The organism is Pseudomonas sp. Leaf434 (assembly GCF_001425545.1).
GTDB lineage: Bacteria > Pseudomonadota > Gammaproteobacteria > Pseudomonadales > Pseudomonadaceae > Aquipseudomonas > Aquipseudomonas siliginis.
Genome location: NZ_LMQZ01000008.1, coordinates 552421 through 574353, shown reverse-complemented (window position 1 = coordinate 574353; position 21933 = coordinate 552421). Strand labels below are relative to the sequence as shown.

At 59.8% G+C, this 21933-nt stretch carries 26 protein-coding genes; 15 read left to right on the top strand and 11 right to left on the bottom strand.

Annotated elements, in window-relative coordinates; all coding sequences use genetic code 11:
* The first annotated feature begins 447 nt into the window (after positions 1 to 447).
* The gene (gene rhtA, locus ASG55_RS17425; RefSeq protein ID WP_056788612.1) at positions 448 to 1335 is read left to right on the top strand and encodes a threonine/homoserine exporter RhtA; all 888 of its coding nucleotides are present in this window, start codon (positions 448 to 450) and stop codon (positions 1333 to 1335) included.
* A gap of 167 nt (positions 1336 to 1502) precedes the next feature.
* On the top strand, positions 1503 to 1784 hold the full coding sequence (locus ASG55_RS17420; protein WP_056788609.1) for a hypothetical protein: 282 nt from the start codon (positions 1503 to 1505) through the stop codon (positions 1782 to 1784).
* Here the strand turns inward: ASG55_RS17420 and ASG55_RS17415 are convergent, their stop codons facing one another.
* Positions 1785 to 2354 (bottom strand): TetR/AcrR family transcriptional regulator, encoded by a 570-nt coding sequence (locus ASG55_RS17415; RefSeq protein WP_056788606.1) that lies wholly within the window; start codon positions 2352 to 2354, stop codon positions 1785 to 1787.
* Positions 2355 to 2446: 92 nt separating this feature from the next.
* Here ASG55_RS17415 and ASG55_RS17410 point away from each other — a divergent pair, with 92 nt between their 5' ends.
* The gene (locus ASG55_RS17410) at positions 2447 to 3175 is read left to right on the top strand and encodes an SDR family oxidoreductase (RefSeq protein ID WP_056788605.1); all 729 of its coding nucleotides are present in this window, start codon (positions 2447 to 2449) and stop codon (positions 3173 to 3175) included.
* Positions 3176 to 3216: 41 nt separating this feature from the next.
* A complete protein-coding gene (locus ASG55_RS17405; protein WP_056788602.1) occupies positions 3217 to 3813 on the top strand; it encodes a 2-hydroxychromene-2-carboxylate isomerase in 597 nt (198 codons plus the stop codon).
* 44 nt (positions 3814 to 3857) lie between these two features.
* Here the strand turns inward: ASG55_RS17405 and ASG55_RS17400 are convergent, their stop codons facing one another.
* From ASG55_RS17400 to ASG55_RS17380, 5 genes are all read right to left on the bottom strand, one after another.
* Positions 3858 to 5666: an aminopeptidase P family protein gene (locus tag ASG55_RS17400; protein ID WP_056788600.1), complete on the bottom strand. Its 1809-nt coding sequence runs from the start codon at positions 5664 to 5666 to the stop codon at positions 3858 to 3860.
* A 68-nt stretch (positions 5667 to 5734) separates the two neighbouring features.
* Positions 5735 to 6901 (bottom strand): aminotransferase class V-fold PLP-dependent enzyme, encoded by a 1167-nt coding sequence (locus ASG55_RS17395; protein ID WP_056788596.1) that lies wholly within the window; start codon positions 6899 to 6901, stop codon positions 5735 to 5737.
* Between the two features lie 206 nt (positions 6902 to 7107).
* Positions 7108 to 7722, bottom strand: a complete 615-nt coding sequence (locus ASG55_RS17390) for a LysE family translocator (protein WP_041478477.1) — start codon at positions 7720 to 7722, stop codon at positions 7108 to 7110.
* Positions 7723 to 7823: 101 nt separating this feature from the next.
* Complete coding sequence (locus ASG55_RS17385) at positions 7824 to 8093, bottom strand: hypothetical protein (RefSeq protein ID WP_056788593.1); 270 nt, start codon at positions 8091 to 8093, stop codon at positions 7824 to 7826.
* 101 nt (positions 8094 to 8194) lie between these two features.
* On the bottom strand, positions 8195 to 8557 hold the full coding sequence (locus ASG55_RS17380) for an antibiotic biosynthesis monooxygenase (RefSeq protein ID WP_056788591.1): 363 nt from the start codon (positions 8555 to 8557) through the stop codon (positions 8195 to 8197).
* Positions 8558 to 8659: 102 nt separating this feature from the next.
* Here ASG55_RS17380 and soxR point away from each other — a divergent pair, with 102 nt between their 5' ends.
* From soxR to ASG55_RS17330, 10 genes are all read left to right on the top strand, one after another.
* A complete protein-coding gene (gene soxR, locus ASG55_RS17375; RefSeq protein WP_056788635.1) occupies positions 8660 to 9112 on the top strand; it encodes a redox-sensitive transcriptional activator SoxR in 453 nt (150 codons plus the stop codon).
* Positions 9113 to 9223: 111 nt separating this feature from the next.
* The gene (locus ASG55_RS17370; RefSeq protein ID WP_056788589.1) at positions 9224 to 9682 is read left to right on the top strand and encodes a VOC family protein; all 459 of its coding nucleotides are present in this window, start codon (positions 9224 to 9226) and stop codon (positions 9680 to 9682) included.
* Between the two features lie 214 nt (positions 9683 to 9896).
* Positions 9897 to 11096 (top strand): PepSY-associated TM helix domain-containing protein, encoded by a 1200-nt coding sequence (locus tag ASG55_RS17365; RefSeq protein ID WP_016770800.1) that lies wholly within the window; start codon positions 9897 to 9899, stop codon positions 11094 to 11096.
* Entirely contained in the window at positions 11093 to 11635 is a 543-nt protein-coding gene (locus tag ASG55_RS17360; protein WP_056788587.1) for a hypothetical protein, read from the top strand. Before ASG55_RS17365 ends, ASG55_RS17360 begins: the two co-directional genes overlap by 4 nt.
* Positions 11632 to 11973 (top strand): hypothetical protein, encoded by a 342-nt coding sequence (locus ASG55_RS17355; protein WP_056788584.1) that lies wholly within the window; start codon positions 11632 to 11634, stop codon positions 11971 to 11973. The genes ASG55_RS17360 and ASG55_RS17355 overlap by 4 nt, the downstream gene beginning before the upstream one ends.
* Positions 11970 to 12545, top strand: a complete 576-nt coding sequence (locus ASG55_RS17350) for a DUF6162 family protein (RefSeq protein WP_056788582.1) — start codon at positions 11970 to 11972, stop codon at positions 12543 to 12545. The genes ASG55_RS17355 and ASG55_RS17350 overlap by 4 nt, the downstream gene beginning before the upstream one ends.
* Positions 12546 to 12580: 35 nt before the next feature.
* Positions 12581 to 13510, top strand: coding sequence for a metal ABC transporter substrate-binding protein (locus tag ASG55_RS17345; protein WP_056788579.1), 930 nt, complete (start codon positions 12581 to 12583; stop codon positions 13508 to 13510).
* Positions 13507 to 14358: a metal ABC transporter ATP-binding protein gene (locus tag ASG55_RS17340; protein ID WP_056788577.1), complete on the top strand. Its 852-nt coding sequence runs from the start codon at positions 13507 to 13509 to the stop codon at positions 14356 to 14358. The genes ASG55_RS17345 and ASG55_RS17340 overlap by 4 nt, the downstream gene beginning before the upstream one ends.
* Positions 14358 to 15257 (top strand): metal ABC transporter permease, encoded by a 900-nt coding sequence (locus ASG55_RS17335; RefSeq protein WP_007917717.1) that lies wholly within the window; start codon positions 14358 to 14360, stop codon positions 15255 to 15257. Before ASG55_RS17340 ends, ASG55_RS17335 begins: the two co-directional genes overlap by 1 nt.
* Positions 15258 to 16163 (top strand): metal ABC transporter substrate-binding protein, encoded by a 906-nt coding sequence (locus ASG55_RS17330; protein ID WP_056788574.1) that lies wholly within the window; start codon positions 15258 to 15260, stop codon positions 16161 to 16163.
* Between the two features lie 176 nt (positions 16164 to 16339).
* Here the strand turns inward: ASG55_RS17330 and ASG55_RS17325 are convergent, their stop codons facing one another.
* From ASG55_RS17325 to ASG55_RS17305, 5 genes are all read right to left on the bottom strand, one after another.
* Positions 16340 to 16564 carry an MbtH family protein gene (locus ASG55_RS17325; protein WP_016770808.1) on the bottom strand — a complete coding sequence of 75 codons (225 nt, stop codon included), beginning with the start codon at positions 16562 to 16564 and terminating at the stop codon, positions 16340 to 16342.
* 83 nt (positions 16565 to 16647) lie between these two features.
* Positions 16648 to 18060: an aspartate aminotransferase family protein gene (locus ASG55_RS17320; protein ID WP_056788570.1), complete on the bottom strand. Its 1413-nt coding sequence runs from the start codon at positions 18058 to 18060 to the stop codon at positions 16648 to 16650.
* A 142-nt stretch (positions 18061 to 18202) separates the two neighbouring features.
* Positions 18203 to 18688 (bottom strand): GNAT family N-acetyltransferase, encoded by a 486-nt coding sequence (locus tag ASG55_RS17315; protein WP_056788569.1) that lies wholly within the window; start codon positions 18686 to 18688, stop codon positions 18203 to 18205.
* Between the two features lie 217 nt (positions 18689 to 18905).
* Positions 18906 to 20228 (bottom strand): ATP-binding protein, encoded by a 1323-nt coding sequence (locus ASG55_RS17310; protein WP_056788566.1) that lies wholly within the window; start codon positions 20226 to 20228, stop codon positions 18906 to 18908.
* The gene (locus ASG55_RS17305; protein WP_016770812.1) at positions 20228 to 20908 is read right to left on the bottom strand and encodes a response regulator; all 681 of its coding nucleotides are present in this window, start codon (positions 20906 to 20908) and stop codon (positions 20228 to 20230) included. Before ASG55_RS17305 ends, ASG55_RS17310 begins: the two co-directional genes overlap by 1 nt.
* Positions 20909 to 21161: 253 nt before the next feature.
* On the opposite strand from ASG55_RS17305, the gene ASG55_RS17300 reads away from it, so the two are divergent.
* A complete protein-coding gene (locus ASG55_RS17300) occupies positions 21162 to 21854 on the top strand; it encodes a hypothetical protein (RefSeq protein ID WP_056788565.1) in 693 nt (230 codons plus the stop codon).
* Positions 21855 to 21933 lie beyond the last annotated feature (79 nt).

The window sequence follows — 21933 nt, the reverse complement described above, 5'->3', positions numbered from 1 at the left end:
TGTCAAGTGATTATTTTCAGAAGTTTTCGAAGAATTCTTCAACAACTTCAACCACTTGCGCTTCCGATCTCTCGTTAGCGGGAGGCGAATTCTACAGCGTTAATCGCTGCTGTCAACACCTCTTTTCTCCGCTTTCGACCGAGAAGATCGAACCGTTAAAAGAGCTACACATCACTGCTCTTTCAACTCCTTCCAGGCTTCGATAATCTGAAGCAAGCCACTGTCGAAAACCGCATAACTCTTTGAATATCAAGGAGTTTTCCGTTTCGACTGCGCCGGAAGTGGGGCGAATTATAGACCTCTGGAATCTGCCGTCAACCGTTAATTTCGCTTTTCTTTCAAATCAGCAAAAACGCTTTCTATATATAGACGCGACCCCATCCAATGCGCAGTATATTGCCCACTACCACAACAATACTGTGTTTTTGCCTTGGATGCTGCCGCGCAATGAATGATCAACCTCGCTCCCTTGCTTCCACATTGTTTCCGGTTTGCCTGCTCATGATAGCCATGGCGTCCATCCAGTCGGGCGCTTCTCTGGCCAAAAGCATGTTCCCCATTATCGGCGCACAAGGAACAACCACGCTGCGCCTGATCTTTGCCAGCGTCATCATGCTGCTGTTGCTCCGCCCATGGCGCGCAAAGTTGACCGCCAAATCCCTTCGTACCGTCATCGTCTATGGGATGGCACTGGGAGGAATGAACTTCCTCTTTTATATGTCGCTGCGCACAGTGCCGCTGGGCATCGCCGTTGCGCTGGAATTCACCGGCCCATTGGCGGTAGCTATATATGCCTCCCGCCGCGCCATCGATTTTGTCTGGATCGCGCTCGCTGCAGTCGGTTTGCTCCTATTAATACCTACTGGGGCAACCACTGCTGGCATTGACCTCGTCGGAGCGGGCTATGCGCTGGGCGCCGGGGTCTGCTGGGCGCTGTACATTCTGTTCGGGCAAAAGGCCGGCGCCGATAACGGGGTGACGACGGCAGCCCTCGGCGTAATGATCGCAGCGCTGTTCGTGGCACCGATCGGAATCGTTCATGCCGGCGCTGCGCTGCTTACACCATCACTGATTCCGATCGCTATCGGCGTCGCCATTCTGTCCACCGCCCTGCCCTACACCCTGGAGATGGTCGCGCTGACGCGTATGCCCGCGCGCACCTTCGGCACGCTCATGAGTATCGAGCCGGCCTTCGGCGCGCTGTCAGGCCTGCTTTTTCTCCAGGAATACCTTTCATTGTCACAATGGCTGGCCATCCTGTGCATTATTCTGGCTTCGGTGGGCGCAACATTGACGATGGGCAGTGGAGCAAAGCCTGCTGTCGCGGCTGACTGAAGCGTAGCGAAAGTGGCTCTGGTAATTGGCGCTCATTTAGGCCATGTTTAGCTGCGTAACCCATCGCCAGGCATGGATTTTTTCGCAAAGGACGGCACCACGCTGCAAACGCGAGCGAATACAGGCAGACCCGAGCACCAGACTCGCGGCCGCTATTAAGGATGGTAATGAAACGAATTTTGCTAATGATCGCCCTGCTGGCGATCGCGAGTTGCGCGGCGACTTCGGAAACCCAGGTCAAACGCGGCAAGAAGGGACTGCACATCAACTGTTCCGGTCTTTCATCCTCATGGGACAAATGCTACAGCAGCGCAGCCAACTCCTGCGCCCCCAAGGGTTACAAGGTGATCGCCAAATCCGGGGATGCCGTCGAGGAACCTGGCGATTATCCGTTCGGCCTGAACCCCGCCGGTTATACCAGCCGCAGCATGATCGTCATCTGCAAATAACTACTCGGCTCGTGGCAAAGCGAGCTGACGAGTGATTTGCTCATGACTCGAGCGCAACACCGTACGCTGCACGTCCGGTGTTGCCAGCATTCGCGCGACCACCAACGCACCCACACATTGCGACAGCACCGACCAGGCCAGACTCTCGCTTTCCAGGATCTCAGCCCAGCCCTGCTGAAGACGGCAGATCCACTGTTCAGCCTGCTCACGCACCTGCATATCGGCACGGGCAACCTCTGCGCCCAATGTCGGCAGCGCGCAACCGGACTCTGGTTGCTCGACGTGGGCCATGCTCAGGTACTGCTTCAGACAACGCTCCAGCCGCTGCCTATCTGCACCACCCTGGCCACCAAGGCGCTCAAGACTTTCACTCAACTCTCGCTCGACGATGGCAGCGAACAACGCATCCTTGGATGAAAAGTGGCTATAGAACGCCGCGCCACTCAAGCCGATGGCTTTCATCAAGCCATCCACGCCCACCGTGGAAAACCCCGATTTTTTTGCCGACACTGCGCTGCTTTGCAGCAATCGTTCGCGGGTTTCCGATTTGTGCCCGGGTGAATAACGCATGTCCTCTCCTGAAAATAGATCGCCTTGACGCTGCCCGGATCCTAGCATAACGTTCGTTAACTAAACGATCGTTAACCAAAAGGGATTCATCCATGAATAACAACAAGGTCGTGTTGGTTGTCGGTGCCGGCGATGCCACGGGTGGGGCCATCGCCAAGCGCTTTGCCAGTGAAGGGTTCATTGCCTGCGTAACCCGTCGCAGCGCCGACAAGCTGCAGCCACTGGTTGACGCAATCATCGCTGAGGGCGGTGAGGCCCATGGTTTTGCCTGCGATGCGCGCAAGGAAGAAGACGTCATCGCCTTGATCGAAGACATCGAAACCCGCGTCGGCCCGATCGAAGCCTTTGTTTTCAACATCGGCGCCAACGTGCCCTGCAGCATTCTCGAAGAAACCGCGCGCAAATATTTCAAGATCTGGGAGATGGCCTGCTTCTCCGGTTTTCTCAATGCCCGTGAAGTGGCCAAGCGCATGGTCACTCGGCAGCGCGGTACGATTCTGTTCACTGGTGCCACGGCCGGGCTGCGCGGTGCTTCTGGATTTGCCGCTTTCGCTGGAGCCAAACATGGCATCCGCGCACTCGCGCAAAGCATGGCGAGAGAGTTGGGGCCGATGAACATTCATGTCGCCCACGTCGTGGTTGATGGTGCGATCGATACCGACTTCATCCGCAACAGCTTTCCCGAGAAATACGCGACCAAGGATCAGGACGGCATTCTCGATCCAGAGCACATCGCCGAAAACTATTGGTTTCTGCACAGTCAGCCACGGGATGCCTGGACTTTTGAGCTGGACCTGCGTCCTTGGAACGAACGCTGGTAAGCCCTCCCCCCTCATTACAACAATAAGAGAGCAATTTGATCATGACGAAAACTGTGGAATTCTATTTCGACCTCGGCAGCCCCGCCACCTATCTGGCGCACACTCAGCTAGCGAAAATCTGCGCCGATACCCAGAGCGAACTGATCTACATCCCGATGCTGTTGGGTGGCGTGTTCAAAGCCACCGGCAACGCTTCGCCGGCAATGATTCCGGCCAAGGGCCGCTACATGTTTCAGGACCTCGATCGCTTCGCCAAACGCTACGGCGTACAGCTCAGATTCAATCCGCACTTTCCAATCAACACACTGATATTGATGCGTGCCGTCACTGGCATGCAGATGCGCCAGCCGCAGCGTTTCGCCGAATTCGTCGATTGCCTGTTCAGGGCGCTTTGGGTAGAAGGTCGTAACCTCAACGATCCGCAAACCATTGCTGCCGTGCTGACTGAAAACGGCTTCGACCCCCAAGAGATAATCGCGCTGACCAACGACGAATCAGTAAAAGCCGCACTCAAGGAAAACACCGAAGCCGCGATCAAGCGCGGCGTTTTCGGTGCCCCCAGCATGTTTATCGGCGATCAGTTGTTCTTCGGTCAGGATCGACTCGACTTCGTGGAAGAGGCATTGCGCCAGGACTGAAGCCAAGCCCCAAGGCATCGCGAGCGGTGCCTTGGGTAAATCGATCAAATGGCCACAGTGCGCTCGTTCAACCAGCTCAACGCCGCGCCATCCAGCAATGGACTAAGTCGCTCACGCACTTCGCGGTGGTAGTCGTTCAGCCACTGCTTTTCTTCGTGGGTCAGCAGGTCAGCAATCAGGCAGCGGGTATCGATCGGGCACAGCGTCAGGGTTTCGAACTTGAGGAAGTCGCCGAATTCGCTGCTGCCGGCCTCACGGTTCATCGCCAGGTTTTCGATGCGCACACCCCAGCGGCCCGGGCGATAAGTGCCGGGTTCGATCGAGGTGATCATCCCCGGCTGCATCGCCGTCTGCGGTGCCGGTGCCGCTTGATAAGCGATCACTTGCGGACCTTCGTGAACGTTGAGGAAATAGCCCACGCCATGACCGGTGCCGTGACCGTAGTCGACGTTGTCAGCCCAGATCGGCGCACGAGCGATGGCGTCGAGCAGCGGCGACAGAATGCCTTTCGGGAAACGTGCCCGCGACAAGGCAATCACGCCTTTCAGCACGCGCGTGCAATCCTGTTTCTGCTCTTGCGTCGGCGTGCCCACCGGGACCATCCGCGTGATGTCAGTGGTACCGCCGAGGTATTGGCCACCGGAATCGATGAGCAACAGACCATCGCCCTCGATCACCGCATGCTCTTCTTCGGTAGCGTGATAGTGCGGCATCGCGCCATTGGCGTTGAACGCGGCAATCGTGTTGAAGCTCAGCGAAACGTAATCGGGACGACGTTCACGGGCAGCGGTAAGTTTCTCGTCGATGGTCAGTTCGGTGATGCGCTCGCGCCCCCACGCCGATTCCAGCCAGGCAAAGAATTCGCACAACGCCGCGCCATCCTGCTCCATCGCTTTGCGGATGTGCTGAGCGTCGGCTTCGCTTTTCTGCGATTTGGCCAACGTAGTCGGGTTGAGGCCCTCGACCAGTTTCACGCCACTGTCGAGGTTATCCAGCAACCCCGTGGTCACTCGCGCCGGATCGACCAGCAGGCTCGCGCCACTCGGCACAGACCGCAATGCATCGGCCACTTCGCTGTAATCACGTAGCGTTACGCCATCCTGTTCGAGCACGGCACGCAGATCGGCATCGACCTTGCTCAGCGCCACAAACAGCGTGGCCTGTTGCTGATTGATCAAAGCGAACGAAACAAACACAGGATTGAAGGAGACATCTCCGCCGCGCAGGTTGAACAGCCAAGCGATGTCATCCAGGGTGGCGATGAAGTGCCAGTCGGCACCACGTTCTTGCAAGGTTTCGCGCAATTTCGCCAGTTTCTCGCCACGACTGATAGTCGCTTGCGGCGGCAGATGCTGATAGATCGGCGCGTTCGGCAGGCTCGGGCGATCACGCCAGACTTCCTGCAACAGGTCGATATCGGTGCGCAGGCGAGCGCCGCGTGCCTCAAGCTTGCTGCTCAGTGTGCGCGCCGAAGCCACCGCCATTACCGCGCCATCCACCGCAACCACGCCGTCCTCGGGGGTTTGCTCCGCCAGCCAGTCCAGTGGGCTCGGCTGCCCCGGTTGCAGTTTGACCAGTTCGATGCCGCTGCCGTTGAGCTCTTTCGTCGCCTGTTCCCAGTAACGACTGTCGGCCCATACGCCTGCGAAATCAGCGGTGACGATCAGCGTACCGACCGAGCCATGGAAACCCGACAACCATTGCCGGCCCTGCCAATAACCCGGCAGGTATTCCGAAAGATGCGGGTCGGCGGACGGCACCAGCAGCGCATGGATGCCTTCGCGGCGCATCAGTTCACGGGTATGCGCCAGGCGCTGAGGCACCGATCCTTCGGTCAAGGTGTGGGAACTCATCATGTCTCCTGCTAATCGCGTCATCGTTATTGTTCGTAGCCTTCGCGGCCATGGAAAGCGTCTGCTGTTTAGAGCCCTGTCGCCCAGAATGCCGGAGCACTGGCGCAGGCGGTTGTGATCAGGTCAACGGCCTTGTCGACATCCTCGACTTTGGTAAACCGCCCGAGGCTCAAGCGAATGGTGCGCCCCGCCAGCCGCGCATCGTGCCCGAGCGCGAGCAGCACGTGGGACGGCGCATTGCTTGCGGAATTACACGCCGACGTCGCGGAAAACGCGATCGAATGGCTCAATGCGGCGCTGTTGAACTCGCCCTCGCTGAAGGTCAGGCTCAGGGTGTGCGGAATACGTTGCGAGGCACTGCCATTGAGGCGCACGCCGGGCAACTTCAAAAGCTGTTCGAGCAAGCGTTCGCGCAAAGCGATGATGGATTTTTTCTCTTCATCGAATGCGTCGGCGGCCAGCGCGAATGCAGCGCCCATCCCGGCAATCTGATGAGTCGCCAGGGTTCCGGAGCGCAAGCCACCTTCATGACCGCCGCCGTGGATCTGTGCCTGCAAGCGTTGCTGCGCCTGCGGGCCGACATACAAGGCGCCGATGCCCTTGGGGCCGTAGAGTTTGTGTGCGGAAAAGGACATCAGATCCACCGGCCAGCGGCTCAGATCGATCGCGACTTTGCCGGCGCCTTGCGCCGCATCAACATGAAACAACGCCTGTCGACTGCGCACCACTTCGCCAATCGCCTCGACATCGTTGACCGTGCCCAACTCGTTGTTGACCAGCATCAGCGAGACCAGAAAGGTGTCGTCACGCATCGCTTCGCTGACCGCTTGCGGCGTGATCAAGCCTTGGGCGTCCGGCACCAGATAGGTCACGGCAATGCCCGAATCCTGCAATTGCCGGGCGGTGTCGAGAATGGCCTTGTGTTCGATCTGACTGGTAATGATGTGCCCGCCGCAAACGCCACGGGCCTGAGCGACGCCTTTGAGGGCGAGGTTGTTGGATTCGGTGGCCCCGGAGGTCCAGACAATCTGCTCAGGCTGCGCGCCGACCAGATCGGCAACTTGCCGGCGCGCCTGCTCGACCGTCTGCCGGGCCTGCTGGCCGAAAGCGTGGGAGCTGGACGCCGGGTTACCGAAGTTACCGTGAAAACCCAGACATTCGATCATCACCTGGATGACCCGCTCGTCCACCGGGGTGGTGGCGGCGTAATCGAAATACAACGGACGTGTGTTCATAAAGGACTCGCAGAGCGTGTTCCGGGATCAGGAGGCTCGTATCTGCAAACGACAATGCACAGCCTCGTGAGCTGTGCATGGGGTTCGAGAGCGTCATCAATACCTGATCGGATGCCGTTAAAGAAGTGGGGCTTCATTTAAAAGTGCGTAGGAACGCTCCTGAAACCGAGCTTAACAGGCATCGGGCCGGCGTTTGAAGCAATGCGTCAGTGAAAGCTTTCCAGAAGTAACGGATACAGCGAGATCACCAACAGCGCTGCCATGCCCCAATTGAACACGCGCAACCAGCGCGGATCTTTCAGCACATTGCGCAACAGCGTGCCGCATGCGGCCCAGAGGCCAACACTGGGCAGGTTGATGATGGCGAAGACCGCCGCGATGATCACGACGTTGTAGAAATAGCCCTGCATCGGCGTGTACGTGCTGATGGCACCGATTGCCATGATCCATGCCTTGGGATTGACCCACTGGAACGCCGCGGCGCCCAGATAACTGATCGGTTTCGCCTCGCCGTCGACACTGTCGCCGACCGGGCCGGAGTGGGCGATCTTCCACGCCAGATACAACAAATACGCCGCGCCGACATACCGCAGCACCGTATACAGAATCGGGTAGGCCTGAAACACCGCACCAAGGCCGAAGCCCACCGCTACCACCAATAGAAAGAAGCCGCAGCTGATGCCGAGCATGTGTGGAATGGTGCGGTTGAAACCGAAATTCACTCCGGACGCCAGCAACATGGTGTTGTTCGGCCCCGGTGTGATCGAGGTGACAAGGGCAAACAGGGCAAAGGCCAACAGCAGATCAAGCGAGAGGTTCATCGAGGCAGTCCATCCAGGGTCATTCAGCTATTGACCCTATCCCACACGGCCCGGCAAACCCACGGACAGTTAGGGAAAACTTCAAGCAGTACAGTTTGCTTTCAGCTTGGACGACCGTGCAGCTGTATGGCACGTTCGGCGCTCATCTCACCCTGTTGATCGAAGCCGAAAGTTTTCTGCGGCTGGCCGAGCAATTGGGCTTTTTTCGCGTGGTATTCGTCGAACGACAAACCGCTGCGGTTCAGCGCTTCCAGCGCCAGCTCGCGGGATTCTTCAGCGGTATAGGGGCGCAGCTCTGGCGAAACGTGGCTGGCACAGCCGGCGAGTACGGAAACAGCGAGCATCAGCGAAACAGTCAGTAAACGGTTCATGGGAGCGTCCTGGCGAGCAATGTGGGGTCGATGGAGAAAGGCTACGCCCGGGCACGCTCGCGCAGAAATCAACGCTCTCAATAGTGGCTATCAGGTTGGCACTAATACTGGCTGACCGGCAGACGGCAGTGCAGCGCGTCGTCGTGGCTGCGGGCAATGCTGCTGTGCACCTGGAACGAGTTGAAGGTCACGGTTTTCGCCCGATGCGTACGGATCAACTGCCAGAAATCCTCTTCGCCGCGTTCGAAACTGCGAAATGCCGCCTCGCCCGCTTCGCGACTTTGCCACTGCAAAAAGCTCAACACGCGACGGCCGTCGTCGCTGGCCTGCACACTGGCGCTGAGAAACCCGTCGTAACGCTGGGCCAGCCCCTCGGTCTGCGTCGCCAGTGCCGAGACCAGCGCTGCTTGCTGGCGGGGTTCGATTTCGAATTCGATCAATTGGGTAAAGCTGCGATTGCTCATGGAAAGCCCCCACTCATGTTGAAGCGAGCCTTGCGACCCGAAGAGCTGCAGGGTAAAACCTCTAGTTAAGTCAAGGTCAAGAGCATTTTCAGCATGATCAGCATGATCAGCAAAGACCAGGTGCACAAGCCTCTCACCGTGGGCGAGGTTGCGGCGCGCAGTGGCGTCGCAGTCACGGCGCTGCACTTTTATGAAGCCAAAGGTTTGATCAAGAGTGAACGCAATGCCGGCAACCAGCGCCGCTATCCGCGCGCCGTCCTGCGCCGGGTGGCGTTGATCAAAGTTGCGCAACGGCTGGGGATACCGCTGGCGGAAATCGGCGAAGCGCTGAAGATCCTGCCGCAGGATCGCGCGCCGTCGGCGGCGGACTGGAAAATGCTGTCTGAACAATGGCAGCGCGAGCTCGATGAACGGATCAGGCAACTTACGCTGATGCGCGATCAGCTCACCGGGTGCATCGGCTGCGGCTGTCTGTCCATGGAGGCGTGTCCGTTACGCAATAAAGGCGACATGCTCGGTGACCGAGGGCCAGGCCCGCACTTTCGCGATGAGTGATGACGCTGCTCGTCGGCGAACAATTTGCGCAGCAAGGACGGTTCTATAGTGATTGCTCCGGGTAAATCCGGTGTAACCACATCTGTTGAAAACAAAAACAGGGAGAACGTCATGAGCGTCAAACCCATTCCCGAGGGGTATCACAGCATTACCCCGTATCTCGGCATCCAACAGGCCGCCGAGGCCATCGAGTTCTACAAGAAAGCCTTCAATGCCAGCGAAGTCATGCGCCTGACCATGCCCGACGGCAATATCGGCCACGCCGAACTGCGTATCGGCGACAGCGCGATCATGCTCGGCACGCCCTGCGACCAAGGGCCGTTGAGCAATCCACAGCAGGCGGTGTCGATCGGCTTGCACCTGTATGTCACCGATGTCGACCAGTCCTTTCAACAAGCGCTGGATGCCGGCGCGCAAAGCGTCTCCGAGGTCAAAGACCAGTTTTACGGTGACCGCAGCGGTACCTTGAGAGATCCGTTCGGCCATCTGTGGTTTCTCGCCACGCACAAAGAGGATCTGAGCGAAGAGCAGATTCGCCAGCGGGCGATGGAGATGTTTAACCAAGGTTGAGGTTTTTCACCTCGAATCAACCGGCAAAAATGCACTGCCGATGTAATTGCGAAACATTTACTTTCATATCCGCTTTCGGGATTTTCTTCGCTCATCCGTCTTATAGGAATGCAGGCCGTTCGCGTAGGCAAAAGCCACGAACGGCCTCCCGGGGGAGTTCCGTGCTGCGAAGCCCGTAGCCCGGCCCCTTCCACCGCAATCAAGACGCGCAATCATGTCGAAGAAATCCCGTTCCAAACTGTGGTTCCTGGTGCATAGCTGGCTGGCGTTGCCGATCTGGTTCTTTGTGTTGATCGTCTGTGTTACCGGCACGCTGGCGGTGGTCAGCCAGGAAATTGTCTGGCTGGCCAACCCGCAAATGCGCGCCAGTCAGCCGTCGGACGATGCGCCGCGACTTAGCTACGACCAGATTCTCGCCGCGATCAAACAGGCCGAGCCGCAAACCCTGGTGCAGAGCATCAATCGTCCGGACGAGTCGCACTTTGCCCTCGATGTCGAAGTCAGCTACCCCGACGGGCGCTCGTTGACGGTCTATGTCAATCCGTACACGGGGGTCATTCAGGGCACCGCGCCAGCCTTCGATTTCAAGGCCTTTACCCGCGCCCTGCATGGCTGGTGGCTGGTGCCGTTCACCAATGGCTATAGCTGGGGCTGGTATCTGGTGTCATTGCTCGGCGTGCCGATGCTGGTGTCGCTGATTACCGGGCTAGTGGTGTACAAGCGCTTCTGGAAAGGTTTTCTGCGCCCGACCCTGCGCGTACGCCACGGTGCGCGGATCTTCTGGGGCGACTTTCATCGCCTGTGCGGCATCTGGTCGATCTGGTTCATCGCGGTGATCTCGATCACCGGCATCTGGTTCCTGATCAAGGCGATCCTGTTCGATAACCAGATTTCCATTTCCAGCGAACCGATTATTCCGGCGATGTCCCGCGAAAGTGTGCCGATCTCGGCCGCCGGCACCCCGCCGCCGCGTATCAGCCTGGACCGCGCCATCGAAATCGCCCAGCAGAAGATTCCGGGGCTGGAGGCCAGTTACGTCAATCTGCCTGGCAATGCCTACTCACACATGAGCGTCAGCGGCCGCGGCTGGTATCCGCTGATGTACCAGACCGCAACACTCAACCCGTACAACGGCGAAATGGCTTCTTCTCGCTTGCTGTCCGATCGATCCTCGCTGGAATTCGTCACCGAATCCATGCGCCCGCTGCACACCGGTGACTTCGGCGGCATCTGGATCAAGTTGATCTGGTTCTTCTTCGGTCTGTTGCTGAGCATGATGATCCTCAGCGGCCTGCTGATCTGGACCAAGCGCACCGCGTTGGCCACCGCCAATGCGCTGAAACGCGAGGACAAGAAAAACCGCGTCACCGCCCAACCGGCGCTGCGCCGTGAACCTTCGGAGGCCAGCCTGTGAACAAAGCCATCTCGGTCACACCGCCGTCGCTCCTGTCGCGTTTCTGGCACAAGTGGCGTTTCCACATCAATGTTCTGCTGTTGCTGATTCCGCTGGGTTTCATGCCGAAATACTTTGCCGATGCCTCGCTGTTTCGCGGCGACAGCGGCCTGGGCCAACGTGAAATAGGCACCGTTCAGGTTGGCCCGTGGAGCCTGCGTCTGGCCGAGTTACGCGAAGAGGCGCCGCACCTTAGCGGTCCGGCCGGCTATATGAAGGATTTCACTGCCGCCGTTTGTGATACCTGCGTCGAACAGGTCAAGGCCACTTACCTGCGCATCGGCAAACCGCGCAGTCTGCGTGCCGCCGGCACGATCTTCTTCGGTACCCCTTACCGCATGGGCACGCAGATGCCGATCCCGGCAAAGACCAAACCTGACGCCGAGCTGTGGATCACCATGGAAGGCTGGGACGGCAGCATGCACCAAGCCGCGATTCCCCTGAGCCAAGCCTCCCCCGCCACGGTTGCGTGGCTGAACAAACAAGGAGCCAAACCATGACTCGCTCACCCTTCCACCCCCGCCTGCTGGCTGGTGCCGCACTGCTGGTGCTGAGCGCCGGGTTCAGTGCCAGCGCCCTGGCGCACAATCCGATGTGCGAATGCAAAGCCATCGATGCCGAACAGATCAAATGCACCGGCGGTTTCTCCGATGGCAGCGGCGCGCCGGGGGTGACGCTCGACGTGATCGGCTACGACGAAACCATTCTGGTGCCGGGCAAACTGGGCGAAGACTCGACCCTGACGTTCAAGAAGCCCGGCAGCGAGTTCTATGTGCTGTTCGACGCTGGCCCCGGCCACGTTGTGGAAATCGACCAGGCGGATATCGAAGCCCCATGAGTAGCCCGACGACGCAAGTGGTACGCCCGGCCGGCGCCGGTCATGAAACCCTCAATGTGCTGCTGTTGTGCCTGCTGATCCTCGCGGTCGCCGGCTCGGTGGTGGCGTGGCGCGGGGTTTCCCATGAACCGGAGCCGGTCGCCAGCAACCAGTACGACGCCCGCCGCGATCTCAGCGCCGCCGAGCAAGGCATCTATGCCGACCTGCGCGTGACCCTCGACGAAATCCGCTTGTTGCGCGAAGAGCAAAAAGCCCTGCCGACACCACAAATGCTCGCCGAAGAAGGTTTCGCGCCGTTCGCGCAGGATGCCAGTTCGGTCAGCCGTGGCGGTCACGCATGGCAGATGTTCGCCGATCGTGCCTATTTCGGTCGGAGTGCGACGCCTGATGTCGCCGGTTCGTTTTTGATGCGTGTCGGCACTGACGCCAACGCGGCGCCGGACATCTGGCTGAACCGCAGCGCCGACCTCGCGCCTGCGGAGGATCTGTCCGACGCGGCGCTGTCCGCCGCTGGCTGGAAACAGATCGTCGCGCAATTCGATGCCGGGGTTACCCGCGAACATCGCCATTGATTCCTCGCCTTTATCCGAGAGAAGACTGCTTGCCCATGTCCATTTCATCTCCTCGCCGTCCATTGTTACGCCTGTTTCTGCTTGGCCTGTGCGCCTGCCTGCTGAGCCCGCTGGCCAGCGCCGAGCAAGGCAAACGCCTGCGTATCGGCATCACTCTGCATCCGTATTACAGCTACGTCGCCAACATCGTCGGCGACAAGGCCGAAGTGGTGCCGCTGATTCCTGCTGGGTTCAATCCGCACGCCTACGAGCCTCGAGCTGAAGACATCAAGCGCATCAGCGGGCTGGACGTGATCGTGCTCAATGGCGTCGGCCATGACGACTTCGCCGACCGGATGATCGCCGCCAGCGAAACGCCCAATGTCAAAACCATCGAAGCCAACGAGAATGTGCCGTTGCTGGCGGCCACCGGTGTCGCTGCGCGCGGCGCTGGCAAAGTGGTCAATCCGCACACGTTCCTGTCGATCAGCGCCTCCATCGCCCAGGTCAACAACATCGCCCGCGAGCTGGGCAAGATCGATCCGGACAACGCCAAGACCTACACCCAGAACGCGCGTGCCTATGGCAAACGCCTGCGGCAGATGCGCGCCGACGCTTTGGCCAAACTGACCCAGGCACCGAACGCAGAACTGCGCGTGGCCACGGTGCATGCGGCTTACGACTATCTGTTGCGTGAATTCGGTCTGGAAGTGACGGCCGTGGTCGAGCCCGCCCACGGCATCGAGCCAAGCCCAAGTCAGCTGAAAAAGACCATCGACCAGCTGCGCGAGCTCGACGTGAAAGTGATTTTCTCGGAAATGGATTTCCCGTCCAGCTACGTCGACACCATCCAGCGCGAATCCGGGGTGAAGCTGTACCCGCTGTCGCACATTTCCTACGGCGAATACACCGCCGACAAGTACGAAAAGGAAATGACCGGCAACCTCAACACCGTGGTTCGGGCGATTCAGGAGTCAGGGGCATGACGTCGAAAGAAACCCTGATCCCTGACAACACCAATAACCCGGTGGGAGCGAGCCTGCTCGCGAAGGCGCCGGATCAGGCAACATCTTCGTTGAATGACACACCGCATTCGCGAGCAGGCTCGCTCCCACAGGGGATAACCGGGCCGGCGCTGGAGTTTGCGGATATCAGCCTGACCTTGGGGCGCACGACGATTCTCGACAAGGTCACTTTCCAGGTGCAGCCCGGCAGCGTGCATGCGCTGGTCGGCCCCAATGGTGGTGGCAAGAGTTCGCTGATCAAGACCCTGCTCGGGCAGATGCCGCATCAGGGCCGGCTCAGCCTGCACTGGCACGGCGAGCCCGGCACCATTGGTTACGTTCCGCAGGCGCTGGAGTTCGATCGCGGCTTGCCGATGACCGTCGACGATTTCATGGCCGCCATGTGTCAACGCCGTCCGGCCTTTCTCGGTTTGAGCAAACACTACGCCGGTGCCATCGGCGAGGCACTGGAGCGCGTCGGCATGCAGGACAAGCGCAAGCGGCGCATGGGCGCGCTGTCCGGTGGTGAGCGGCAGCGGGTACTGCTCGCGCAGGGCTTGATCCCGGCACCGCAATTGCTGGTGCTCGACGAGCCGATGTCGGCCCTCGATGAGGCCGGGATCCAGGTGTTCGAACGTCTGCTCACTGACTGGCGCGCGGCGGGCATCACCGTGCTGTGGATCGAGCATGATCTGGAAGCGGTGGGTCGGCTGGCCGATCGGGTCACCGGTCTCAACCGCCGCGTGCTGTTCGATGCCACACCGCAACAGGCACTGACTCCGGAGCGTCTGCTGACGCTGTTTTCCACCCATCCACGGAGCGCGGTCTGATGAGTTACGAAGCCTTTCGTTTGATGGTCCAGGGTTGGGCGTCTTCCGGTTATCTGCCGGAAGCGCTGGCCTACGGTTTTGTCGTCAACGCCCTGCTCGCCGGCCTGCTGATCGGCCCCGTGCTCGGTGGGCTCGGCACGCTGGTGGTGGTCAAGCGCTTTGCATTCTTTTCCGAAGCAGTCGGCCATGCCGCGTTGACCGGTGTCGCCATCGGCATTCTGCTCGGCGAACCCTACACCGGCCCGTACGGCAGCCTGTTCGGCTACTGCCTGCTGTTCGGCATCCTGCTCAATTACCTGCGCAACCGCACCGGGCTGGCGCCGGATACGCTGATCGGTGTGTTTCTCTCGGTGTCGCTGGCACTGGGCGCGAGCCTGCTGCTGATTCTCGCCGGCAAGATCAACGTGCACATTCTGGAAAACGTGTTGTTCGGTTCGGTATTGACCGTCAACGGCAATGATCTGGCGGTGCTGGCGATCGTCGGTTCGCTGGTCATGGCCCTCGCCCTGCCGCTGTACAACCGCATCATGCTCGCCAGTTTCAATCCGCAACTGGCGGCGGTGCGTGGCGTAGCGGTCAAGACCCTGGATTACCTGTTCGTGATTCTGGTGACCCTGATCACCGTCGCCGCCGTGAAGGTGATTGGCGCGATTCTGGTCGGTGCCTTGCTGGTGATTCCGGCGGCAGCGGCGCGCTTGCTTAGCCAGTCGCTCAAAGGATTTTTCTGGTGTTCGGTGCTGATCGCTACCGTCAGTACGCTGTGCGGGATTCTCGCGCCGATCGTCTTTGACCTGCCGATTCCGTCCGGCGCTGCGATCATTCTGGTCGCCGGCATCGCTTTCGCCCTCGCCGCCATCGCGCGCGGCGTCGTCCCCAGCCTGAAAGGGAATCTTGGATAAATGGCTTTTTCACTGCGTAACCTGACTCTGGCCATGGCCCTGTGTGGCGTGGTCTGCACCCCGCTGCTGGCGGCTGAAAGCGCGAAACCCTTGCGCGTCCTGGCCTCGTTACCGATCACCTATGGATTGGGCGAAGCATTGCTCAAGGGTACCGACGTCAAACTCGAACGCGCGGCGCCGGCCAACCTTCCGGGTAGCCGTCAGACTGCGTATTTCACCGGCCGTGGCGCTCCGACGCTGAGCAAACTGGCCACTGACGCGGACGCGGTGATTGGTCTGCGCTCACTGTGGGCCGATGATCCGCTGTACCCGATCGCGCGGCGCAGCAATATTCGTATCGTCGAAGTCGACGCTGCGCGCCCGGTCGACGGCGCGCTGCCCGGCATTGCCGTGCAACCGGGCCTGCTGGTTGATGGCCTGAACAGTCAGCCATGGCTGGCGAGCAACAATATGGGGCGCATGGCCGATGTGATGGCCGCGGACCTCGTGCGCCTGGCGCCGAGCGCCAAGCCTGCGATCGAAGCCAACCTGGCGGCGTTGAAACAGCGTCTGCTGAAACTCAGCGCAGACACCGAAGCGCGCCTGGCCGAGGCGGACAACCTGAGTGTGATGAGCTTGAGCGATCACTTCGGCTATCTGATTGGCAGCCTCAACCTTGAACTGGCTGGACAGGACGCACGGCCTGATGCCGAGTGGACGCCAGATGAATTAAAGAAGCTGACAGCGACGCTCAAGGACAATGACGTGGCGGTGGTGCTGCACCATCGCCAGCCAGCGGAGCCGGTGAAAGCGGCGATTGCCGAATCCGGCAGCCGCCTGGTGGTGTTGAGTACCGATGCGGCGGATCCGCTGGCGGAGCTGGAGGGGAATGTGGATTTGTTGCTCAAGGGGTTGAGCGGAGCGTAGTTTCAGTAAGTCCGCGTAATCGTTCTTCGCGAGCAGGCTCGCTCCCACAGTTGAAATGCGATCCCCTGTGGGAGCGAGCCTGCTCGCGAAGAGGCCCGCACCCACAACGTCACTCTCCAGACATGAAAAAACCCGCTGACCCTCACTGGTCCAGCGGGTTTTTTATGCCCGGTCGCTTATTGCGCCGCGACTTGCGCATCCATCTTCTGACGCAGGCTCAACGGACGCATGTCGGTCCAGACTTCTTCGATGTAGGCCAGGCATTCCTTTTTCAGGCCGCTCTTGCCCACGGTACGCCAGCCTTGCGGCACAGCTTTGTAATCGGGCCAGATCGAATATTGCTCTTCGTGGTTGACCACGACCTGAAAGAGGATGTCCTCGCGGTCGAATACTGACGTCATGCTGGTTCTCCATCGTTGTAAGGTCGGCCGCACAACGGATGCAGCCGGGGTATGTAGAAAGAACGTTCGCCGCGCGGAAAAATTTACAGCGTGGCGGCGGCAGCGGCCAATGCGCGACCAAAGATCTCGGCCACCCGATCGATTTCCGCGGCAGTGATCACCAGCGGCGGCAGGAAGCGCACCACCGCGCCATGGCGGCCGCCCAGTTCCAGAATCAGGCCACGCTTGAGGCATTCACGCTGGACCAGTGGCGCCAGACGTGCAAATGCCGGTGGGTGACCGAGCGCATCGGGCGCGCCGTTCGGGTCGACCAGTTCAACGCCGAGCATCAGGCCGCGACCACGAATATCGCCCAGCTGCGGGAAGTCGCGTTGCAGGATGTGCAGATGCTCGCTGAGTCGATCACCCATGGCGGCGGCGTGCTCGCAAACCTTGTGCTCCACCAGATAGCGCATCACCGCTGAACCGGCGGCCATGGCCATCTGATTGCCACGGAACGTGCCGGCGTGGGCGCCCGGTTGCCAGGTGTCGAGCCAGTCGCGGTACACCACCACCGCCAAGGGCAGGCTGCCACCGATGGCTTTGGACAACACCACCACATCCGGAACGATGCCCGCATGTTCAAAGGCAAACATCTTGCCGGTGCGGGCGAACCCGCTCTGGATCTCATCAACGATCAGCGCCACCCCGGCCCTTTCGGTAATTCGGCGCAAGCCACGCAACCACTCGATATCGGCCGGAATCACCCCGCCCTCGCCCTGCACCGCTTCGACGATCACCGCCGCCGGCAATTGCACGCCAGCCTCGGGATCGTTGAGCAGGTTTTCCAGGTAGCTCAGATTGGCGTTGACGCCCGCCGCGCCGCCGAGGCCGAACGGGCAACGGTAGTCGTAGGGGAACGGCATGAACTGCACGCCATTGCTGAGCAAGGCACCCAGTGGTTTTTTCGGCCCCAGGCTGCCCATCAGGCTCAACGCACCCTGACTCATGCCGTGATAACCGCCGGAAAATGACAGCACGGTGCTGCGTCCGGTTGCGGTGCGCACCAGTTTCAGCGCGGCTTCCACGGCGTCGGTGCCGGTCGGGCCGCAGAACTGGATTTTCGCCTGCGCCGCCAGCTCCGTCGGCAGCAGTCCGAACAGATCCTGGACGAATTGATCCTTGACCGGCGTGGTCAGGTCGAGGGTGTGCAGCGGCAACTCATCGGCGAGCACTTGCTGGATCGCCTCGATTACCACCGGGTGGTTATGCCCCAGCGCCAACGTGCCGGCCCCAGCCAGGCAGTCGATGAAGGTACGCCCTTCGACATCCTCGACATACAGGCCCTTGGCACGCTTGAGCGCCAGCGGAATACGCCGAGGATAGCTGCGCGCGTTGGACTCCTGACGACTCTGGCGCGCCAGTAACGGTGATTCGTTGAATTCGTACAACGTCTCCGCTGGCGCCGAGGCGACCCGGGCCGACGACGCTTCGATAAGACTGGTGGCGACTGACATCTCTCGACCCCTCAATTCGCTATGGATAGTGACCAGAACAGCACACCGACAGGTGCGCGTTCCGGTCGCGGGGCGCACTTGCAGGTTTTCCTGTTCTGGAAACGCTTCAGCGCGGCACGGATTTACACCCTTGATCGAGTTGTCAGGCCGGTGAGGACAAAGGTTTGTGCAGCGGCAGGGTCTGCACGCCGGTGGAGAGGCCGGGTGGCGCTGCCTGTTGGTAACCCAGGTGCCGATAGAACGCCTCGGCGGTGCGGGTGCTGTTGAGGTGCACATGCTGCACACCACGAATGCGCAACCAACCCTCGAGATTGTGCATCAGCGCCCGGCCGACGCCGCGACGAAAGGATTCAGGCTGGACGTAACACAGCAGGATTTCGCCACTGACCCGGGCCATGCCGACACCGACCGGTTTGTCTTCGAACGAAGCGATACAGAGATAGAAGTGTGGGTCGGCGAGCCGGCTACCGATGAAATCGGCGGAGGAGCGGTTGAGCCAGTCGCTGACGAGAAGTGGATGGTTGCGGTGATCGAGAGCACATCCGATACGGATCGAGCGCTCGACAATACGGTTGATGATGCCGGTGTCGGCCAGAGTGGCCGAACGAACGCAGACGGGTGCTTCCATGGCGCAGTTCCCTCAATCCTTTGAGTCAAAGCTGCGTTGACCTTAGCCCCGCCCCTGGCGAATAGCGAACGCCGAGAAGTTACATTTGATGTGCCAGAACATGTTTTTTTTGTGGGAGCGAGCCTGCTCGCGAAAGCGTCGGACCAGTCAACGTCGATGTTGAATGACTTACCGCATTCGCGAGCAGGCTCGCTCCCACAGAGGATCCGAGGTGAGATCAGAGCGGTTGCAACGGCATGGTCAGTTCGACCCGCAAGCCGTCCGGGCGGCTGTCGAAATGCAGGGCACAATCACAGCGCTGAACAATCGCCTGGACAATCGCCAGACCCAGCCCGCAACCGGTGCTCTGCCCGTTGCGCCAGAAGCGCTGAGTCAGATGCTGCAAGTCATCCGGCGCAATGCCCGGACCATGGTCGCGCACGACAAAACGCACACGATTGCCGATGCTCTCCAGGCTAACCTCGACCGCACAATCTTCTGACGTGTGGCGCAGGGCGTTGTCGAGCAGGTTGCGCAATGCAGCAATCGCCAGCACCGCAGGCATTTGCAGCGGCGCGGCGGGCAGGTCGTCCGGCACGTGCAGCTTGATCCGCAGCCGCTCGCCGCCGGTGGCGTCCTGGATCGCCAGTCTGGCCACTTGTTCGGCGCTGCATTGCGAGCCGTCATCAAACGACAGACTGCCTTCGACCCGCGCCAGTAACAGCAATTGCTCAAGGGTGCGATGCAAGCGATCGGCGCCCTCCTCGGCGCGCGCGAGCGACTGATCGCGGGCACTGCCGTCGGTCATGCGCGCGACTTGCAGGTGGGTCTTGATCGCCGTCAGCGGACTGCGCAGCTCATGCGCGGCGTCGCCGGTCAGACGACGTTCACGTTCGATGGTCTTGCCGATGCGTTGAAACAACTGATTCTGAGTTTCCAGCAACGGCTTCAATTCGCTGGGAAACGCCTGCAACTGCAATGGTTCAAGAGAGTCGGCATTGCGCCGCATCAGCGCCTCGCGCAGTCGATTGAGTGGCGCCAGACCCTGACCGATGCCCAGCCACAGCAGGCACAGGCAACCCAGCAAGGCCACGCCGACCGGCACCGAAGCAGCGAGCAGAATCGACATGTTCAAGGCTTCGCGTTCGATTTGCCTATCCGCCGTAGTGATGCGCACATCGCCCCGGGCCAGGGTGAAACTGCGCCACGGTGCGCCGTCGATCATTTGATCGTGGAAGCCCATTTTTTCCGCTTCCAGCGCTTGCTCGGGGTTGTTATGGCTTCGCGCGAGAATCTCGCCGCGCAACGAGCTGACCTGACAAGCCATGCCACCGGGAATATTCAGCTGTTCTGCGCTGAAATGGGTGCCCTCGCCCTTGCTCGGCAGCGTCGGCAATTGCTCGAGCAAACCGGCGACCATGCGCGCCGAGGCCACCAGACGCTGGTCGAGGGAAAACATCATCTGATTGCGCAGGTCGCTGAGCATCCACGCCGCCGCCAGCGCCCAGATCAACGCGAAGGCGGCGCCGAGCGTCAGGCTCAGGCGCAGGCGCAGACTCATCACTTGCCTTGCTCTCCGCCATCGGCGGGGCCGAGGCGATAGCCCAGACCACGCACGGTTTCGACGATGCCTTTGCCAAGCTTGCTGCGCAGATGATGGATATGCACGTTCAGCGCGTTGCTTTCCAGTTCGTCGTTGAAGCCGTAGACGCTGTCCTTCAGTTGCTCGGTGGACAGCACCCGGCCGCGATTGTGCAGCAGCGCCTGCAACAGCGACTGCTCACGGCGCGACAGGTCCACCGGTTGCCCGGCCAGACGGGTTTCGCGGCTGCTCGGGTCGTAGGTCAGCGCGCCGTGCTCAATCAGATTGACACTGCGCCCGGCCACGCGGCGCAACAGGGTTTGCAGGCGAGCGAACAGTTCGCGCAGGTCGAAAGGCTTGAGCAGATAGTCGTCGGCGCCGGCCTGCAGACCATCGACACGATCGGTCACCGAGTCACGGGCAGTTAGGATGAGAACCGGAATTTCCAGGCCGCTCTGCCGCAACTGTTGCAGCAACTTGAGGCCATCTTCGTCCGGCAGGCCGAGATCGAGCACCATCACATCGAATTCGGCGACCTTGAGCATCGCCCGCGCCTTGGACGCGGTGTTGACGTGCTCGACGGTCAGACCCTGAGCCTTGAGTCCGGCGACGATGCCGCTGGCGATCAGCTCATCGTCTTCGCAAACCAGTACGTGCATAGGGGCTCCGGAAATAAAAAAGGCGAGTAAAGCATGCAAGGATTAAGGGGCAATTATGGCGGCACACGTCGACTTCGCAAAGCTGCACAAGAATGCAGTCAGATTGTCGCAGCCCAGCAACCGACGCGAGCACGCCTAGCAAACTTTATTACCCCGCTATCCATTCAGAAACAATTCCAGCCTTTATCGCCAACGCAACTTCATCTAGTTTCAACTGGCAACTTCAACCCCAAACTTAAATGGACTTTTAAACATGACCAACTTGAATAACTTTGTTGCCATAGACTGGCGCTCCGGCCCTGATCGAATTTATTTTTTCTTCAAGGACACCGATACCTATACGCGATTTGATATTGGCGATAATAGTGTCCCGTCCAATTATCCAGCCGCCACGGCAGGCAACTGGGACAACTTCGCCCCGTATACCAAAGATCTGCGCTTTGGCTTGACTACCACTTCCTTCGGCTGGAACGCCGAAAGTGACGAGGATATTGCCTGGCTTTTCTTTTATGACGGAACAACTCCGATGGTCTGCAAATACGATCAGGACAGCGATAAAGTTGCCGGCTTCTACAAGGTAGCCGACTCGGTGTGGAAGCCGATTCTTCCATATTTTGACAAGATCATCGCTGGCACCTGGTTTCAACTGACCGGCTACCCTTTCCTGTTTCGATTCATCCTCGATGACGGCCACTACTTGTCTTTCGACTACAAGGCCAAGACCGTCAAGTACAACCGTTTCGGCGAATATCAGCTGGGCGCGCTGAAACCTTACAAGGACCGGATAATCACAGCGGCGCAGAATGACCGGACATTTGCAGACAGTTACTGGTATATCTTCCTGACCAATAATCAGTACCTCACTTACAACATTCAGTCCGATCGACTCGTTGCCGGCCCCAGAACCATTGATGACGGCAATTGGCCCGGCCTGCTGCGTGGTTGATTGGTCAATCCCGGCGAGCCTAGTAGGATAGGGTTAATTATCGGTTAATCGCCGCCGCCCATCCTGCACCCCACTTGCA

Bases quoted from the DNA above. Each gene is read 5' to 3' on its own strand.
- ASG55_RS17370 (WP_056788589.1), top strand. From the start codon at position 9,224: ATGAGCGTCAAACCCATTCCCGAGGGGTATCACAGCATTACCCCGTAT.
- soxR (WP_056788635.1), top strand. From the start codon at position 8,660: ATGATCAGCAAAGACCAGGTGCACAAGCCTCTCACCGTGGGCGAGGTT.
- ASG55_RS17310 (WP_056788566.1), bottom strand. From the start codon at position 20,228: ATGAGTCTGCGCCTGCGCCTGAGCCTGACGCTCGGCGCCGCCTTCGCG.
- ASG55_RS17380 (WP_056788591.1), bottom strand. From the start codon at position 8,557: ATGAGCAATCGCAGCTTTACCCAATTGATCGAATTCGAAATCGAACCC.
- ASG55_RS17335 (WP_007917717.1), top strand. From the start codon at position 14,358: ATGAGTTACGAAGCCTTTCGTTTGATGGTCCAGGGTTGGGCGTCTTCC.
- ASG55_RS17395 (WP_056788596.1), bottom strand. From the start codon at position 6,901: ATGAACACACGTCCGTTGTATTTCGATTACGCCGCCACCACCCCGGTG.
- ASG55_RS17315 (WP_056788569.1), bottom strand. From the start codon at position 18,688: ATGGAAGCACCCGTCTGCGTTCGTTCGGCCACTCTGGCCGACACCGGC.
- rhtA (WP_056788612.1), top strand. From the start codon at position 448: ATGAATGATCAACCTCGCTCCCTTGCTTCCACATTGTTTCCGGTTTGC.
- ASG55_RS17365 (WP_016770800.1), top strand. From the start codon at position 9,897: ATGTCGAAGAAATCCCGTTCCAAACTGTGGTTCCTGGTGCATAGCTGG.
- ASG55_RS17325 (WP_016770808.1), bottom strand. From the start codon at position 16,564: ATGACGTCAGTATTCGACCGCGAGGACATCCTCTTTCAGGTCGTGGTC.
- ASG55_RS17415 (WP_056788606.1), bottom strand. From the start codon at position 2,354: ATGCGTTATTCACCCGGGCACAAATCGGAAACCCGCGAACGATTGCTG.
- ASG55_RS17385 (WP_056788593.1), bottom strand. From the start codon at position 8,093: ATGAACCGTTTACTGACTGTTTCGCTGATGCTCGCTGTTTCCGTACTC.
- ASG55_RS17355 (WP_056788584.1), top strand. From the start codon at position 11,632: ATGACTCGCTCACCCTTCCACCCCCGCCTGCTGGCTGGTGCCGCACTG.
- ASG55_RS17320 (WP_056788570.1), bottom strand. From the start codon at position 18,060: ATGTCAGTCGCCACCAGTCTTATCGAAGCGTCGTCGGCCCGGGTCGCC.
- ASG55_RS17305 (WP_016770812.1), bottom strand. From the start codon at position 20,908: ATGCACGTACTGGTTTGCGAAGACGATGAGCTGATCGCCAGCGGCATC.
- ASG55_RS17400 (WP_056788600.1), bottom strand. From the start codon at position 5,666: ATGAGTTCCCACACCTTGACCGAAGGATCGGTGCCTCAGCGCCTGGCG.
- ASG55_RS17340 (WP_056788577.1), top strand. From the start codon at position 13,507: ATGACGTCGAAAGAAACCCTGATCCCTGACAACACCAATAACCCGGTG.
- ASG55_RS17390 (WP_041478477.1), bottom strand. From the start codon at position 7,722: ATGAACCTCTCGCTTGATCTGCTGTTGGCCTTTGCCCTGTTTGCCCTT.
- ASG55_RS17300 (WP_056788565.1), top strand. From the start codon at position 21,162: ATGACCAACTTGAATAACTTTGTTGCCATAGACTGGCGCTCCGGCCCT.
- ASG55_RS17330 (WP_056788574.1), top strand. From the start codon at position 15,258: ATGGCTTTTTCACTGCGTAACCTGACTCTGGCCATGGCCCTGTGTGGC.
- ASG55_RS17345 (WP_056788579.1), top strand. From the start codon at position 12,581: ATGTCCATTTCATCTCCTCGCCGTCCATTGTTACGCCTGTTTCTGCTT.
- ASG55_RS17410 (WP_056788605.1), top strand. From the start codon at position 2,447: ATGAATAACAACAAGGTCGTGTTGGTTGTCGGTGCCGGCGATGCCACG.
- ASG55_RS17420 (WP_056788609.1), top strand. From the start codon at position 1,503: ATGAAACGAATTTTGCTAATGATCGCCCTGCTGGCGATCGCGAGTTGC.
- ASG55_RS17405 (WP_056788602.1), top strand. From the start codon at position 3,217: ATGACGAAAACTGTGGAATTCTATTTCGACCTCGGCAGCCCCGCCACC.
- ASG55_RS17350 (WP_056788582.1), top strand. From the start codon at position 11,970: ATGAGTAGCCCGACGACGCAAGTGGTACGCCCGGCCGGCGCCGGTCAT.